Genomic DNA, 13,860 nt, shown 5'->3' on the forward strand with positions numbered 1-13,860 from the left:
CTGATGGAGGGCGACCGCCACTACGACTACGACGCCTTCGGCAACCTGATCCGCGAACGGCGCGGCAAGGCCCAGTGCCTCGTCAGCGAATACCGCTACGACAGCCAACACCGACTGATCGGCGTCACCACGGCGCACGGGCGCGAAACGTCCTACCGCTACGACGCCTTCGGCCGACGCATCAGCAAGACCGTGGACGGCCTGACCACGGAATTTTTCTGGCAGGGCGACCAGGTCGTCGCCGAAAGCAGCCCGCGCCACCACCGCAGCTACGTCTACGAACCGGGCACCTTCCGCCCCCTGGCCCTGCTCGACGGCAAAGGCCCGAACGCCTGCCCGTTCTACTACCACCTCGACCACCTGGGCACGCCCCAGGAGCTGACCAACTACGGCGGCACCATCGTCTGGTCGGCACGCTACAGCGGCTACGGCAAAACCACCGAACTGGTCCACGGCGGCGGCGAACAGCTGGAACAACCGTTGCGTTTCCAGGGCCAATACTTCGACCCCGAAAGCGGCCTGCACTACAACCGGCACCGCTACTACAATCCGGAAACCGGCCGCTACCTGACGCCTGACCCGAGCAAACTGGCGGGTGGCCTCAACGGGTATCGCTACACCCTGAACCCGACGGGGTGGGTGGATCCGTTGGGGTTGGTGGATTGTCCGGGGAAGGGTGGGTGCCGGTCGGCGGTTGGTAGTCAGGATCCGGCGGCTAAGGTTGGGGTGGATGAGGGTGAGCCGGCGCTGCCGATGACGGCGGAGCAGCGGCGGGCGCGGATTGATGAGTTGGCGGAGGCGAATGCCTATCGGCGTTTGGATAAGATGGAGCGATCAATTGAGGGCGCGCATTTCTTACAGAAGCATGGCGCTCAAACTACGGCGGATTCTCAGTTGGAGCGTGTCAGGACAGGCCGGAACCCGGGCACTGGGGAAGTCGATGTTTATGAAAGAGGAAGAAATGCAGGCCAGCCTGCGATTCCGTCTGCTGCAACTCGTTTCTTGAGCCATCGCGACCAATTAAATGCTATTCATCGAGCCCAATTGATTTTCAGGCGAGCAGGCATTGTGGCGTCTAAAAAGCCAATTGAGATGAGGCGTGTAATTGGTGAAGGTTATAAACGAGAAGGTTTAGAGTACGGCCAACAAACGAAAGCGATAGTCATTCTTGATAGAAATGGCCTACCTAAAACAGCCTATACAGGATCGGGCACATGAAAAATATATATGATTTACATGATGTTTGGGGGTTGCTATTTGTTTTTAGTATTGAAAATGTTCATGACGTGGCGCGTGAGGAAATAATAACTTCGAAAAATGTAAATGATGATGAAGAGCTAGGTCAATTATTTGATTTGTTGGTTCGTCCGGAATTTCTATTTCACAGTCCAAAGGAGCAAGTTTTATTAATTAATACTCTCAACTATTTCCTAGAAAGCGGTGATAGCTTTGATAGAGTTTTCTTAAATTTGGATACATACTTTGATGACGATGTTAATGATCGGCGCCGATTTATGCGAGTTTTGCTAACTTCTTTGATTAGATATCAAACTGAGAGTCAAAAGTCGGACAGATAAGGACTTACTGCACCACCAAACCGCTTTTGTGGCGAGGGGAGCTTGCTCCCGCTGGGCTGCGAAGCGGCCCTAAAACAGCCTACTCGATCAACCAGGCACACCGAGGTGTGTGCAGAAGGGGGCTGCTGCGCAGCCCAGCGGGAGCAAGCTCCCTCGCCACAGGGGTTATCGCCAGGCGTTCAGGCCAATGCGGGGCTCACTCACACCGACAACCCCAACCCCACCACATCCTCCCGCTCAGCCAAACCATCAACCAAGTACACGCTCCCCCCCAAAATCTCCTTGGCATGATGCTTGGCCTGCGAAGCCAGTTCCGCCAACTGGCTGGCATCCAGTTCCCCACAGGCTTCAGCCCGCAAATGCACCACCCCAATCGACAGCGACAGCAAGGCAAATTCCTGTCGAACGCCCTGCCGATTCAGCGCGGTGAAGCAGCCGGCTTCCAGATGCTCGGGGCGGTAGAAGCGGCGGCAGTGGGTCTGGAAGTCGCTCAGTAGCTGATTCAGGCGTTTGCGCCAGTCTTCCGGACCGAGGACCAGCAGGAAGTCGTCGCCGCCGATGTGACCGACGAAGTCGCGGCTGGGATCGATGCGTTCGTTCAGGCATTGGGCCAGGCACAGCAGGACTTCGTCGCCGCGACCGTAGCCGTAGATGTCGTTGAAGGGTTTGAAGCTGTCGATGTCTACGTAGCAGATCACTGATTCCTGTCGTTGTTGCAGCAGGCGTGTCAGGCATTGTTGGATCGGCACGTTACCCGGCAGCAGGGTCAGCGGGTTGGCGTAGCGGGCCTGTTGGATTTTCAGTTCGGTGATGAGCTTGAGCACGTCGATCACCCGGCCCAGGCCCAGGTAACTGCCGTTGAGGGTGATGATGAAGTCTTCTTCGATGCGTTGTCGGGCGCGGCTGGTGATGAGGCGGCTGACTTGTTGCAGCGACTGGTTCAGTTCCACCGCCAGGAAGTCATCGCTCATCAGGCGGCTGATGGGTTTGCGGGCGAACAGATCGGTGGCGAAGGGTTTGAGCAAGGCATCCGAAAGGGAGTGACGATGGACGATGCCGCAGGGTTGTTCCTGATCGTCCAGTACCGCCAGGGAGTTGAGGTTGGCCTGGCGCCGAAACGCCTCAAGCACGGTGGCCGTCGGCGTATCGTGGGCCACCGCCGGTTGTTCGTTGAGCAGCGCCCCGAGGTCGTTGACTTCGTCGGTCAATGCCACCGCGCCGGCGTCCTGCCGGGGCATCAGCGCCCTGGCGTCACGGGAGGGCTGCTCCTGTGGGCGAGCGAGCAGATAACCCTGAACCAGGTCGACGCCCATCTCTATCAATACCGCCAGTTCTTCCGGCAGTTCGATTCCCTCGGCAATCACCTGGGCGCGGGAAGCGCGGGCGATTTTCAGGATCGAGCCGACAAATTCGCGCTTGAGGGCATCCTGGTGAATACCATCGATGAAGTGCCGGTCGATCTTCACATAATCGGGGCGCAATTCGGACCACAGCCGCAGGCTCGAATACCCGGCGCCCAGATCGTCCAGAGCGATGGAGAAACCCATGGCCCGATAATGATGCAGGGCGGTTTGCAGGAGTTGGAAGTCGTCGATCGGTGTTTGTTCGGTCAGTTCGATCACCACCTGGCTGGGCGGGATGCCGAAATCTTGCAACAGTTGCAAGGTGCGTCCGGTCTGGTGGGCGGCTTCGAGCAGGGATTCGGGCGAGACGTTGAGGAACAGCTTGCCCGGCAGTTTCTGCTCATTGAAACGTTGGCAGGCGCTGCGTCGGCAGGCCAGTTCCAGCTCACTGAGGCGTCCGGCCTGGCGGGCCACCGAAAGCAGGGCGATGGGCGAGTGCAGCGGGCTGTTGGACGGGCCCCGGGTCAGGGCTTCATAACCGACGATGCGTCGTTCGGAAAGGCAAATGATGGGTTGGAACAGGCTGTGTAAACCGCTTTGAGCCAGGATCGAACTCAAGGCACTCAGCTGTTCTGTCGTGGTCATGGCAATCTCTGGCGATAAAAAAAGGACTGGGCGCCACCCGTTCAAGGGGGCGCCCGGTCCTGTATTTCACGACAGAATGATGTCAGTTTGATGACGCTCCGGGGAGCGTCAGCATTAAATGGCCATCATGTCAGTGCTTGGCAATCGCCGTGTTGAGTTTCAGGTAATCGATGAGGATACGACCGGTCTCGCTCAGGTAGGCATCGTCTTCCGGTTTGGTTTTTTCCGGCTCGGCGATCAGGTCTTCATCCTCTTTCTTCAGTTCCTTGAGCGGCTCTTCACCCTTGGCCTTGCGCCGCAGGTTTTCCATGGTCAGTTGCTTGGCTTCGATGTCGGCATGCTGTGCGCGACGCTCGGCTTCGTTGAGGGTGACGGTTTTCTCCAGCATCAACTTTTGCGCCAAAGCCAGCTTGTCGCGGATGAAGACAAACTCCGCGTCCTGGGACGTGCGAGCGTCATGATCGGACTTGAGTTGCGCCAGGAATGGCTTGAACGGATCCACCGCCGGCTTGATCGCAGGCCGGATGGTGTCCCACGGCATGGCCTCGGGCAGGGCGCTTTCACCGATTTCCTTGGTGTCGATGATCGACGGGTAATCGATGTCCGGCAGTACACCCTGGTGCTGGGTGCTCTGGCCGGAAACCCGGTAGAACTTGGCCAGGGTCAGCTTCAGTTCGCCATGGTTGAGCGGCTGGATGGTCTGCACGGTGCCTTTGCCGAAGGTCTGGCCGCCGATGATCAGTGCCCGGTGATAGTCCTGCATGGCGCCGGCGAAGATCTCCGAGGCCGATGCCGACAGACGGTTGACCAGCAAGGCCATCGGGCCTTTGTAGAACGCCCCCGGATTTTCATCCTCGAGCACATCCACGCGGCCATCGGCGTTACGCACGAGCACGGTCGGGCCCTTGTCGATGAACAGGCTGGTCAGTTCCGTAGCTTCCTGGAGGGAGCCGCCGCCGTTGTTGCGCAAGTCGATGACGACACCGTCGACTTTTTCCTTCTGCAACTCGGTCAGTAGCTTCTTCACATCGCGCGTGGTGCTCTTGTAGTTCGGATCACCGGCGCGGAAGGCCTTGAAGTCCAGATAGAAAGCCGGGATCTCGATCACACCGAGCTTGTAGTCCTTGCCGTCCTGTTTCAGTTTGAGGACAGATTTTTTTGCAGCCTGCTCTTCCAGCTTCACCGCTTCACGGGTGATGGCCACGACTTTGCTGGTCTGGTCGTTCGGCGCATTGCTGGCCGGGATGACTTCCAGGCGCACCACCGAGCCTTTCGGGCCGCGGATCAGCTTGACCACTTCGTCCAGGCGCCAGCCGACCACGTCGACCATTTCCTTGTTGCCCTGGGCGACACCAATGATCTTGTCCGCCGGGCCGACCTGTTTAGTCTTGTCGGCAGGTCCTGCCGGCACCAGGCGCACGATCTTCACTTGATCGTTGTCGCTCTGCAGCACCGCGCCGATGCCTTCCAGGGACAGGCTCATGTTGATGTCGAAGTTTTCCGCATTATCGGGCGACAGATAATTGGTGTGCGGGTCGTAGGACATGGCGAAGGTATTGATGTACGCCTGGAAGATATCTTCGGCGCGAGTCTGGTCCAGACGGGCCAGTTGGTTCTTGTAGCGTTTGGTCAGGGTTTCCTGGATCTGCTTGGAGTCCTTGCCGGCGATCTTCATGCGCAACACTTCGTCCTTGACGCGTTTGCGCCACAGGTCGTCAAGTTCAGCGGTGCTTCTGAGCCAGGCGGCGTCCTTGCGATCCACCTGCAAGGTTTCCTTGGTATTGAAGTCGATCTTGTCGACGCCTTTGTTCAACTCGGCAAGGGTGTAATCCAGACGCGCCTTCACGCGATCCAGGTAGCGCTTGTAGATGATGAACCCGGCGTTCAGGTCGCCGCTCTTGAGGAAATCGTCGAACTGGGTTTTCCACTTGTCGAATTCAGCGATGTCGCTGGCCAGGAAATAGCTGCGCGAGGGATCAAGCAGCTTCAGGTAGCTGTCGTAGATGATGACCGAGCGCGCGTCATCGAGCGGCGGCTTGCTGTAATGATGGCGCTTGAGCAATTCAACGACGTTGAGGCTGGCAATCACCTCGTCGCGATCGGGCTGAAGCTTGTCCCAGCTATTGGCTGCGAACGTATCGCTCGACAGCGGCAACAGACCGAGGCCAATGACAAGCGCGAGGGCGGTGCTGGGGAACAGGTGCTTCATGCTGATTCGACGCAGGGACAATTGATAACGCATATTAGGCCGTCTTTGAAGTCGCCGGTTCCATGTGGCCCGGGCGCATAATGCAAGAAAGCCCGGCGTTACAGCAGCGGGCCCAGTCGAGACTCACTATGGAGGCACCGTGAAAGCATTGCAAGGCGTTGAAGGCCAAGTGGTATGGGCAGATGAGCCAAGTCCGACGTGTGATGTAGGGCAAGTCCGCATCCGTGTGGCGGCCGCCGGTCTGAATCGAGCCGATTTGTTACAAAAGGCCGGACATTATCCGCCGCCGCCCGGTGCCAGTCAGGTGCTGGGCCTGGAGTGCTCCGGGGTGATCAGCGAGGTCGGAGCGGGCTCCTCGTGGCAGATTGGCGATCGCGTTTGCGCCCTGCTGGCCGGCGGCGGGATGGCAGAAGAGGTGGTGGTCGATGGCCGGCATGTCCTGCCGGTGCCCGAAGGGTTATCCCTGGCTGAGGCGGCCGCGCTGCCTGAGGTTTACAGCACCGCGTGGCTCAATCTGTTTCAGCTGGCTGCACTCAAGCCGGGGGAAAAAGTGCTGCTGCACGCCGGGGCCAGCGGTGTCGGTTCGGCCGCGATCCAGTTGTGCAAGGCCTTTGGCAACCCGTGCTGGGTCAGCGTCGGTTCGGCTGATCGTCTGAGTTATTGCGAGGCGCTGGGGGCCCAGGGCGGCGTGATACGCACCGATGGCCTCGAGAGCCTGAACGACTTCGCCCCCTTCGATGTGATCCTCGATCCGGTGGGCGCGAACTACGCTGCATTGAACGTGAAACTTTTGTCAGTTGACGGCCGTTGGGTGTTGATCGGCCTGATGGGCGGGCGCTCGACCGAACTCGATCTGGCGCAGGTACTGGGCAAGCGTATCCAATTGCTCGGCTCGACCTTGCGCAGTCGTGACGATCAGTTCAAGGCCGACCTGATCAGTGAGCTGGGGCACCAGGTGTGGCCGCTGTTCACCGACAAACGCCTGAGCCCGCAACTGGCCAGGACCTTTGCGATCAAGGATGCCGAAGCGGCGTTTGCCGAGCTGGCGAGCAACAAGGTGTCAGGAAAGTTGGTGTTGGTGATCGATGAAAGCCTGGGCTGATTCCGGGGAGTCGAACCCAGGCTTTGCGGTACCGCCTGAATGTGGAAAACCACGTGCTGCTAAAGGGTTGACCTAGAGGTTAACCCTTAGGACCTGAGAGAACATCCGTTGCTCGTTGCTGTTTTTACGGACAATCGAGTAGTTGATCAGGACGGTTTTTCCGCTGTTTTCGGATACCCAGGCACTGGGAATGTCAAAAACGTTGGCTTGGCCGGACGTCACATCCTGGTTTTCAGTATCGTGGGTGGTGACACCGGCCCAACGAACCCTGACGGTGTAGCCTGTCTCACCGCCGTAGTTCACGCTAACCTTCAAGTTGGAATAACTCGGTGCCGGTAATGGATCCACCGCTTGCGGGTCGATATGCAGCGTCAACCTGTCTGACTCTATCGTCTCGCCAATCCCTTTTTCCTTGACGGAATAGCCGACCACGACAGATCGACCGATATTGTCGACGACTTCCAGACGAGGAATCGGGATCAGTCTTTTCCCGGGGGGATCACCCACTTCGATAATTGGACTGTTGTAGTTGACCCGACCCTGCCAGCGCGCCCGGATGGTATCGGTAGCATGCATACCGGTGTAGTGAGGTACTTCAACATCCACATACGTGTCGGTGTAGATATCACTCATTTTCAGATGGTCGCCCGCTGCGTTATAGGCTTTGGGAACCTTGGGTTTGAGTTTCCCCGGGGTGATGGGAAGGACAGCCTGGTCCGCGGCGTTATAGACAAACGTGGCATCTGCAGACGGGGTGCCGGGTATGGTCAGACGAATGATGGGGACCACCATGCCCCCGGTGCGGTCGTAATATTTCTGTTGGTCGATTTGGGCATTCGCCAGCCCTGTGTCGATGTAGAAGAAGGCCTGAATTGGCAATACTCCGGGCTCATTTTCAGGCCAGGCTTTGATGCGCAGCTCGTTGTGATCGGCAAAAGCCTCATCGGGGATCAATGAACGAACCCGAATGGCCTGGTTGAAGCCTTGGACTGCTTCTGCATCCAGGCTGCTCGTTACCATAAAGGCGCAGGAGTGCGCGGTTCTATATTGAGAGACCTTTCGATAATGGGCCACCCATTGTTCCGCGGTGGTAATGTTTTGTTCTCGACAAGGCGTGCTGTCAGCAAATACTCGCGGAGGCACGATACTGTCTCTGCATCCATACTGCCCCGCGGCATCGCGATAAAACGTAGCGCCGTCGAGTGGAAAGTAACAGATAACTTCGGGTTTTATTTTTCCGGCGGGGGCGTTGAGATAAGGATAGAAAATCAAGCCATTGACACCATACCAGGGGGTGCGAACAAACTTTGTATCGGCTCTCAAATAAGAAAATGAGACTGCGTCGGTTTTTCTTGAGAAGTCGCTATGATCCCATGGATCGTAATTATTGCTGGTTTTAGTGATGCGTAGCGTTACCCCTGAGCAGAGAAAGGCTGGTGTGGTGGGCGTGCCGCAGTTGGCGGCGGTATTGTGATACGCCGTGGTCAGCTTTCGGGCTGTTTCCTCACCGGAGCGTTCATAACTACTGGAAGACTGAATGTCGGGTGGTGGCGACGGCAGTTGAGTTGCGCAACCAAATAATACGGCGAGCGCGAGGGCCGTAAGTGCCTTTATGCTGGTGTGGGTAAAAATCCACTGTTCAAGGTACTTGTTCATGAGGGCTCCCGTCGCGGGGCGACTGTCGAGTAAAAACAGGGCGTGGAGTTATTAACCTGCGGATACAGCCATGCGTCTACTGTTAGAAATAACAGGTCAAAGGAAGAACACGCGCCATCTGTCGGTTAGTCTGAGCGACCTGTAAAGTCTGACAGTAGACATCGCATAAAAAACGCTTTAGAGAAGTTTCGAGAGTAATAGATGTCTCTCTGATTAGTGTCCTGACAGAAGAGATGTTGTGATGACTGCAAAGTGACTCCGCATGATCCATGAACATATTGGCTCAGTAAAAAACGCATGCCCCAGCAGGCTTGAATGGCACCCTCATGCCTATCGCCGGAGGCTTCCACCTCTGACCGGCGCACCCAGGCAAACTGACCTTTGGTCGGCAGCCCATAGCCGATGCGCGCACCCTGCTAGCGTTAACTAATGGAGGGATGGGGGTAACCGCAGCTTTCATTTCACCCGCAAGGTGAAGAGGTTGATCATGACCATCGCCGAATGGCGCATGCAGGGCGTCGAATTCATTGCCTGCAACTGCAATTGGGGCTGTCCCTGTCAATTCGACGCGCCACCGACCCATGGCCACTGCCACGCGGTGGCGTCGATGCGAGTGGAACGCGGGTATTTCAATCAAGTGGCGTTGGGAGGCTTGTGTTGGGCCGCCACCTTCGCTTGGCCGGGCGCTATCCATGAGGGTAACGGCAGTTGTCAGGTGTTCATCGATGAACGCGCCGACGAGGCGCAACGCCAAGCCCTGCTGACCATCCTCTCTGGTCTGGAGAGCGACCCCGGGGCCAACGTGTTTCAGGTGTTCAGCAGCACCATGAGTGAAATGTTCGAACCGCAGTTCGTGCCCATCACCCTGTCCATCGATGTCGATCAGCGTTTGGCGCACCTGGACATTCCCGGCGTATTGCAGGCCAGCGGCGAGCCGATCCGCAGCCCGATCGACGGTTCACCTCATCGAGTCCGCCTGTCCCTGCCCAACGGCTTCGAGTTCCTTGAGGCTGAAGTGGCCAGCGGCAGCTACCAGACGCATTCAGCGCTCAAGCTTCAATCCCAGGACAGCCATAGCCACCTCGCCCACGTGCATTTCACCGGTCATGGCATAGAGCCGTAAAGATGGCAGAACCCCAGGCGGCGGCGCAGAGCAAGCGACTGACAGGCGAGCAGTTGTTGTTCCTGCTCTGCCTGCTCGCGCTGACCGCCTTGGCTTGGCTGGTGCTGCTGCAGATGGCCCGTGACATGAGTGCGCCGGGCGGCATGGCCGATGCGGCAATGGCCGGTATGCTTATGCCCTGGAGCCTGGGCGATGCGCTGCTGATGTTCGCCATGTGGGCAGTGATGATGATCGGCATGATGTTACCCAGCGCCTTGCCCATGCTGCTGATCTACCAGCAGATGCTGCGCAAGCGCATGCCGGCACCGCAGCGACACCTGGCCCTGCTGCTGTTCTGCAGCGCCTATGGCCTGGTCTGGGTTGGTTTCGCCCTGGGCGCCACGGCGCTGCAGTGGGCGCTCGAGCGGCTGGCCTTGCTCAGTCCGGGGATGCGCAGCAGCAGTACCGCGCTGGGCGCCGGCTTATTGCTGGTCGCAGGCATCTATCAGTGGTCGCCAAGCAAGGCGGTCTGCCTTGAGCATTGTCGCGGGCCGCTGCATTTTCTTCTCGGCTACTGGCGCCCCGGCGTGCTCGGCGGCTGGCGCATGGGGCTGGCCCATGGCGCTTACTGCCTGGGCTGCTGCTGGGCCCTGATGGGCCTGCTATTCGTGGTCGGCGTGATGAACCTGCTCTGGGTGGCAGTGATCGGTGCCTTCATCCTGCTGGAGAAGAACCTGCGGCAGGGACTCTGGCTCAGTCGTATCTGCGGTGTGTTGTTACTCGGCTGGAGCCTGTGGCTGCTGCTGGGCTAGGCTAAACCTGTGTGGGAGCGAGCCTGCTCGCGATTGCGATGGATCAGCAGGCATTGATTTAACTGACACACCGCAATCGCGAGCAGGCTCGCTCCCACAGGGGCTTATTTCCAGGTATGAATCGGCCACCCGGCCGATTCGGCATGGGCCTTCAACACCGCATCCGGGTTCACCACATGGGGATAATCCACCCGCTGTAGCAGCGGCAGGTCGTTGCGCGAGTCGGAATAGAAACTTGCGCCCTCAAGGTTTTCTTCCTCGGCATCCAGCCAGTCCAGCAGCCGTGCGATCTTGCCTTCGCGATAGGTCAGGGTGCCGACGGTCTTGCCGCTGTACACCCCATGACTCACCTCAAGCTCAATCGCCAGGATCTCATCGATGCCCAGCCGTTCGGCAATCGGCTTGACCAGGTGCGTGCCGGAGGCGGAGATCACCAGGATCCGGTCACCGGCCTTGCGGTGTTCGGCGATGGTTTTGGTGGCGTCGCTGAAGATGATCGGTTCGATGAAGTCTTCCACCCACGGCGTCACCAGGTGTTCGATTTCTTCCGGGGTGCGGCCGATCATCGGTTCCAGGCTGAAGTCCATGTATTCTTCCATGCGCAGCTTGCCGTGGCTGTAGGCGTCCATCAGCTCATTGTTGCGACGCATGAACGACTCTGGATCGACCCAGCCCAGGCGCCCCATCTGCTCGCTCCAGAGGGTGGCGCAATCGCCGTGGATCAGGGTTTCGTCCAGATCAAAAATTGCCAGGGCCATCAGCGCATTTCCCTTTTCAAAATCAACTTCAAAATCAATAAAGCCATCAGGCTACCTCACACAGCGCCGTCGAATCGATGGAAAGTGACAGTCGTGTGCCATCGGGGTGCAAATCGGCGGCGGAACGATTGAGCACGTCGACCACCAGCTCTACGCCGCGAGCCTCGACCCGGTAGCGGATCACGTTGCCCAGCAGGCTGTGGCTGCGGATCAGGGCATCGGGCTCGCCGCTGCGGCTCAGTTCAATGGCCTCCGGGCGAATGGCGATGCGACCGATCACTGGCCGTTGCAGCAGTTTGCTGGCGCTGTCGGCGTCCAGCAGGTTGTAGTTGCCGATGAAGCCGGCGGCAAAGACATCGACCGGCGCAGTGTAAAGGGTTTCGGCATCGCCGCTTTGTACGATCTTTCCCTGGTTCATCAGGAAAATCCGGTCGGACATGGTCAGCGCTTCTTCCTGATCGTGTGTGACGAAGATCGTGGTCAGGCCCAGTTCGCGTTGTATCTGTCGGATCTGCTCGCGCAAATGTTTGCGAATCCGCGCATCCAGGGCCGACAGCGGCTCGTCCAGCAGCAACAGGCGCGGGCGGGTCACCAGGGAGCGGGCCAGGGCCACGCGCTGGCATTGGCCGCCGGAAAGTTGATGGGGGTAGCGAGCGGCGAAGTCGTGCAGCTCCACCAGCCGCAAAATATCCAGTACCCGTTGGCGGCTGTCCTCGGTCGCAACCTTTTGCATGCGCAGGCCGAAGGCGACGTTCTGTTCCACGGTCATGTTGGGAAACAAGGCGTAGCTCTGGAACACCATGCCGATCCCGCGCTTCTGCGGGCTCAGCGGGACGATGTCCTGTCCGTCCAAAAGGATCTGTCCGGCATCCACCGCGGTCAGGCCGGCAATGCAGCGCAGCAGTGTGGACTTGCCGCAGCCGGAAGGGCCGAGGAGGGTGACGAACTCGCCCTTGTGGATTTCGCAATTTATGTCGCTGAACACCGGTGTGCCGGCATAGCTTTTTTGCAGGTGTTGGACGCTGACGTAGCTCATTGGCTTTTGTCCTTGTTCAAGATGTTGGCCGCCCAGGTCAGGACCAGTACGAAGAAGAAGTAGGAAATCACCAGCGCACTGGTGAAGTGACCGCTGCTGTTGCGCATGTTGTTCAGGTACACCTGCAGGGTTTCATAGCGAGTGCCGACGAGAATGTTGGCAAACACGAACTCACCGAACAGAAACGAGAAAGACAGCAGCAACGCCACCATCAAGCCCTTGCGCAAGTTCGGCAGTACCACCAGCAAAGCCGCCTGGAACGTGCTGGCGCCGAGCAGTTGGGCGGCGTCCATGAGGTCGCGCAGGTTGATGGCTTGCAGGTTGTTGGTGATCGCCCGATACATGAATGGCAGGGCAACGGTGAAGTAGCAACCGATCAGGATCCACGGCGTGCCCACCATCGCCAGCGGCCCGGAACCGTAGAGTTGCAACAGCCCCACTGAAGACACTACCGGCGGCACCGCGAAGGGCAGCAGGATGAGGATGTTCATCAGTGCGTCGAGCTTTGGAAAGTGGTAATGCACCACAAACAGCAGGGGCAGGATCAGCACCACGGACAGCACCAGCGCCCCGACGCAGACGATCAGCGATTGACCGAAGGCGTTGAGAAAACGCGGATCGCTCCACAGCTGCACGTACCACTTGAAGGTGAAACCGCTGGGCAGCACGGTGGCCGACCAACTGCTGGCGATGGAGTAGATCAGCGTGCCGGCCAGGGGCAACAGCAGGATGGCGAACAGCAAATACACCACCAGCCGATGATAGAGCCCGGCAGAGCTCGATTCAGCGCGAGACATGGTAGCTCCTCTTGAGCAGCAACTGATGGACGACGGTCACCAGGGTCATCAGCGCCACCAGCACCACGGCCAGGGCGCTGGCCATGTTCGGGTCAAGGGAGATGTCCCCGGAGACCATGGCGGCGATGCGAATCGGCAGGACGTTGAAGTTACCGGTGGTTAGCGCATACACCGTGGCGTAGGCACCGAGCGCATTGGCCAGCAGGATCACGAACGTGCCCAGCAGCGCCGGGGTCAGCACCGGCAAGCCGATGTGCCGCCAGAATTGCCAGCCGTTGGCGCCCAACAGCGCAGCGGATTCGCGCCAGTCCTCGCGCAGCGCGTCGAAGGCCGGGTAGAGCAGCAGTACGCCCAGGGGAATCTGGAAGTAGGTGTAGAGGATGATCAGCCCGGTTTTCGAGTACAGGTTGAAATCTTCAATGATCCCCGCCTGTTTGAGCATGATCGTGATGCTGCCGTTGAACCCCAGCAAAATGATGAAGGCGAAGGCCAGGGGCACGCCGGCGAAGTTGCTGGTCATGTTGGCGAAGGCGTTGACGAAGTTGCGCAGGCGCGAATCGACCCGACGCAGGGAATAGCTGCCGAGCACGGCGATGATGATGCCGAACACGCTGGACCAGAAACTGATTTCCAGGCTGTGCTGGATCGCCTGGCGGTAGAACTTCGAACTGAAAATCTTGCTGAAATTGGCCAGGCCCCAGCCGAACTCTTCCGATTCCAGGCTGTTGACCAGCACCCAAAGCAGCGGCGCGATCTGGAACACGATGAAGAAAATCGCGAAGGGCACCAGGCACAACGCTGCCAGCCATTTGCCGCGCGTCAT

General features: G+C 58.6%; 12 protein-coding genes. 5 read left to right on the forward strand and 7 right to left on the reverse strand.

All coding sequences use genetic code 11. The annotated features are described in order from the left end of the window. Both CRX69_RS27825 and CRX69_RS06675 read left to right on the forward strand, forming a co-directional pair. A partial coding sequence (locus CRX69_RS27825) for an RHS repeat domain-containing protein (protein ID WP_240539587.1) occupies positions 1-1,218 on the forward strand: 1,218 nt, incomplete at its 5' end. Further along, complete coding sequence (locus CRX69_RS06675; RefSeq protein ID WP_107321751.1) at positions 1,215-1,577, forward strand: hypothetical protein; 363 nt, start codon at positions 1,215-1,217, stop codon at positions 1,575-1,577. The genes CRX69_RS27825 and CRX69_RS06675, both read left to right, overlap by 4 nt. A 200-nt stretch (positions 1,578-1,777) precedes the next feature. Here CRX69_RS06675 and CRX69_RS06680 read toward each other — a convergent pair whose 3' ends face one another. Together CRX69_RS06680 and CRX69_RS06685 are read right to left on the reverse strand one after the other, a co-directional pair. After that, positions 1,778-3,565, reverse strand: a complete 1,788-nt coding sequence (locus CRX69_RS06680) for a bifunctional diguanylate cyclase/phosphodiesterase (protein WP_107321752.1) — start codon at positions 3,563-3,565, stop codon at positions 1,778-1,780. A gap of 130 nt (positions 3,566-3,695) precedes the next feature. Continuing rightward, complete coding sequence (locus CRX69_RS06685) at positions 3,696-5,774, reverse strand: carboxy terminal-processing peptidase (protein ID WP_173407522.1); 2,079 nt, start codon at positions 5,772-5,774, stop codon at positions 3,696-3,698. A gap of 139 nt (positions 5,775-5,913) precedes the next feature. Between CRX69_RS06685 and CRX69_RS06690 the strand changes: the two genes are divergently transcribed. Continuing rightward, positions 5,914-6,876: a zinc-binding dehydrogenase gene (locus tag CRX69_RS06690; RefSeq protein ID WP_076383787.1), complete on the forward strand. Its 963-nt coding sequence runs from the start codon at positions 5,914-5,916 to the stop codon at positions 6,874-6,876. A gap of 72 nt (positions 6,877-6,948) precedes the next feature. Here CRX69_RS06690 and CRX69_RS27570 read toward each other — a convergent pair whose 3' ends face one another. Continuing rightward, on the reverse strand, positions 6,949-8,532 hold the full coding sequence (locus CRX69_RS27570) for a hypothetical protein (protein ID WP_155417192.1): 1,584 nt from the start codon (positions 8,530-8,532) through the stop codon (positions 6,949-6,951). 487 nt (positions 8,533-9,019) lie between these two features. On the opposite strand from CRX69_RS27570, the gene CRX69_RS06700 reads away from it, so the two are divergent. Together CRX69_RS06700 and CRX69_RS06705 are read left to right on the forward strand one after the other, a co-directional pair. Beyond that, on the forward strand, positions 9,020-9,655 hold the full coding sequence (locus CRX69_RS06700) for a DUF1326 domain-containing protein (RefSeq protein ID WP_047229653.1): 636 nt from the start codon (positions 9,020-9,022) through the stop codon (positions 9,653-9,655). A 2-nt stretch (positions 9,656-9,657) separates the two neighbouring features. After that, positions 9,658-10,446, forward strand: a complete 789-nt coding sequence (locus CRX69_RS06705) for a DUF2182 domain-containing protein (protein ID WP_107321753.1) — start codon at positions 9,658-9,660, stop codon at positions 10,444-10,446. Between the two features lie 104 nt (positions 10,447-10,550). Here CRX69_RS06705 and CRX69_RS06710 read toward each other — a convergent pair whose 3' ends face one another. From CRX69_RS06710 to CRX69_RS06725, 4 genes are read right to left on the reverse strand one after another with little or no spacing between them, the layout of a single operon-like run. Next, positions 10,551-11,204 carry an HAD family hydrolase gene (locus CRX69_RS06710; protein WP_107321754.1) on the reverse strand — a complete coding sequence of 218 codons (654 nt, stop codon included), beginning with the start codon at positions 11,202-11,204 and terminating at the stop codon, positions 10,551-10,553. Between the two features lie 46 nt (positions 11,205-11,250). Next, a complete protein-coding gene (locus tag CRX69_RS06715) occupies positions 11,251-12,240 on the reverse strand; it encodes an ABC transporter ATP-binding protein (RefSeq protein ID WP_107321755.1) in 990 nt (329 codons plus the stop codon). Then, positions 12,237-13,037: an ABC transporter permease gene (locus CRX69_RS06720; protein WP_047229649.1), complete on the reverse strand. Its 801-nt coding sequence runs from the start codon at positions 13,035-13,037 to the stop codon at positions 12,237-12,239. Before CRX69_RS06720 ends, CRX69_RS06715 begins: the two co-directional genes overlap by 4 nt. Next, positions 13,024-13,860: an ABC transporter permease gene (locus CRX69_RS06725; protein WP_160893164.1), complete on the reverse strand. Its 837-nt coding sequence runs from the start codon at positions 13,858-13,860 to the stop codon at positions 13,024-13,026. Before CRX69_RS06725 ends, CRX69_RS06720 begins: the two co-directional genes overlap by 14 nt.

This window comes from Pseudomonas rhizophila, from assembly GCF_003033885.1.
Classification (GTDB): domain Bacteria; phylum Pseudomonadota; class Gammaproteobacteria; order Pseudomonadales; family Pseudomonadaceae; genus Aquipseudomonas; species Aquipseudomonas rhizophila.

What these genes read in the sequence shown, in the direction of transcription:
- CRX69_RS06675 (WP_107321751.1), top strand. Translation starts at nt 1,215, where the DNA reads ATGAAAAATATATATGATTTACATGATGTTTGGGGGTTGCTATTTGTT.
- CRX69_RS06680 (WP_107321752.1), bottom strand. Translation starts at nt 3,565, where the DNA reads ATGACCACGACAGAACAGCTGAGTGCCTTGAGTTCGATCCTGGCTCAA.
- CRX69_RS06685 (WP_173407522.1), bottom strand. Translation starts at nt 5,774, where the DNA reads ATGAAGCACCTGTTCCCCAGCACCGCCCTCGCGCTTGTCATTGGCCTC.
- CRX69_RS27570 (WP_155417192.1), bottom strand. Translation starts at nt 8,532, where the DNA reads ATGAACAAGTACCTTGAACAGTGGATTTTTACCCACACCAGCATAAAG.
- CRX69_RS06700 (WP_047229653.1), top strand. Translation starts at nt 9,020, where the DNA reads ATGACCATCGCCGAATGGCGCATGCAGGGCGTCGAATTCATTGCCTGC.
- CRX69_RS06705 (WP_107321753.1), top strand. Translation starts at nt 9,658, where the DNA reads ATGGCAGAACCCCAGGCGGCGGCGCAGAGCAAGCGACTGACAGGCGAG.
- CRX69_RS06710 (WP_107321754.1), bottom strand. Translation starts at nt 11,204, where the DNA reads ATGGCCCTGGCAATTTTTGATCTGGACGAAACCCTGATCCACGGCGAT.
- CRX69_RS06715 (WP_107321755.1), bottom strand. Translation starts at nt 12,240, where the DNA reads ATGAGCTACGTCAGCGTCCAACACCTGCAAAAAAGCTATGCCGGCACA.
- CRX69_RS06720 (WP_047229649.1), bottom strand. Translation starts at nt 13,037, where the DNA reads ATGTCTCGCGCTGAATCGAGCTCTGCCGGGCTCTATCATCGGCTGGTG.
- CRX69_RS06725 (WP_160893164.1), bottom strand. Translation starts at nt 13,860, where the DNA reads ATGACGCGCGGCAAATGGCTGGCAGCGTTGTGCCTGGTGCCCTTCGCG.